Source organism: Streptomyces katrae, assembly GCF_000966975.1.
Classification (GTDB): domain Bacteria; phylum Actinomycetota; class Actinomycetes; order Streptomycetales; family Streptomycetaceae; genus Streptomyces; species Streptomyces katrae.
Map to the genome: position 1 here is coordinate 1 of NZ_JZWV01001648.1, position 1,399 is coordinate 1,399.

At 76.9% G+C, this 1,399-nt stretch carries 2 protein-coding genes; one reads left to right on the forward strand and one right to left on the reverse strand.

The annotated features are described in order from the left end of the window. A partial coding sequence (locus VR44_RS39830; protein WP_045952583.1) for a helix-turn-helix transcriptional regulator occupies positions 1–298 on the reverse strand: 298 nt, incomplete at its 3' end. A gap of 124 nt (positions 299–422) precedes the next feature. Between VR44_RS39830 and VR44_RS39835 the strand changes: the two genes are divergently transcribed. Beyond that, the coding region (locus VR44_RS39835) for a cell division protein PerM (protein ID WP_245692909.1) at positions 423–1,399 on the forward strand (977 nt) is incomplete at its 3' end.

Genomic DNA, 1,399 nt, shown 5'->3' on the forward strand with positions numbered 1-1,399 from the left:
GGGTGGAAGGGGGCTTCGGGGCGCGTTTCGCGGCGCGGCCCGGGCGGGTGGTCGAGCCTCCGGGGCGGCCCGCGCCCGCGCGCGCGAGGCGGTCCAGGAGGTCCGCGTACGCGGCGCGCGTGCGCGCCCCCGGCTCCGTGCGGCCCGTTTCCCAGGAACGGACCGTGCCGGGGGTAACCCCGAGCTCCGTCGCGACCTGTTCGTGCGTCAGTTCGCCCGACTCGCGCAGCCGGCGGCGCTCCTTGGGGGGCGGCAGGCCCCGCTCCGAGCCGGAGCCCGTCTCGACGTCTGGCGTCATGTCACACTCCCCGCGACCTGGCAGCACAGCGCTGGGCGATAAAGTACATAAACGTATATTGAGCGACACAACGGACAATCGCCTGTTACCCACCCATAGCGCGTGTCGTTGGCACCATGACCGTGTGACCCAAGTGATCGAACGCGGGGCCCCGTTGCCGGCGGCCCCGCAGGCCCGGGCGCCGCGCCGTTCACCCGCGGCCGCCGCCTGTGTGCTGGGCGGCGCCGTGGCCGCCGGACTGGGGCTCGGCTTCCTCGCCGTGCTCGTGATCGTGCTGTGGATCAGCTCCCCCTACCCCGACAGCGGCCCCGGCGGGGCGCTGCACCTCGCCGCCGGGCTGTGGCTGATGGCCCACGGGACCGAACTCGTCCGCTACGACACGCTGTCGGGGGTGCCGGCGCCCGTCGGCGTGACCCCGCTGCTGCTGGTGGCGCTGCCCGTGCTGCTGATGCGGCGGGCGGCCCGGCTGGGCAGTGCCTCCGGGGTCGGTGTGGGAGTCGGCGTCGGGGCGGAGGCGGAGGCCGAGGAGGTGCTGCCGGCGAGCGCGGTGTTCTCCGCCGTGCTCTGCGGCTACCTGGGGGTGGGTGCGCTGGCCACCCTGTACGCGGCGGGCGGGCCGATGCCGGCGGACCCGATCAGCGCCGCCTGGCACCTGCCGCTGGTGGCGGTGTTCGCCGCGGGCGGCGGGGTGTGGGCGGCGAAGGGCCGGCCCGCGGGGTCGCTGCCGGGCTGGGTCCCCGGGTTCGCGCGCCGGGCGGTGGCCCGGCCGCGGTACGCGCTGGCGCTGCGCTCGGGGGCGGTGGGGGTGCTCGTCCTGCTGGGCGGCGGCACGGTGCTGGTGGGGGCGTCGCTGGTGTGGCACGCGGGGGAGGTGCAGTCCGCGTTCCTGACGCTGACCGGGGTGTGGTCGGGGCGGTTCGCGGTGCTGCTGCTGGCGGTGACGCTGGTGCCGAACGCGGTGGTGTGGGGTGCGGCGTACGGGCTGGGGCCCGGGTTCGCGGTGGGGACGGGGGCGACGGCCACCCCGCTGGGGTTCGCGGGGGCGGCGGCCCTGCCGAGGTTCCCGCTGCTGGAGGCCCTGCCGCCGGAGGGGCCGGGGAC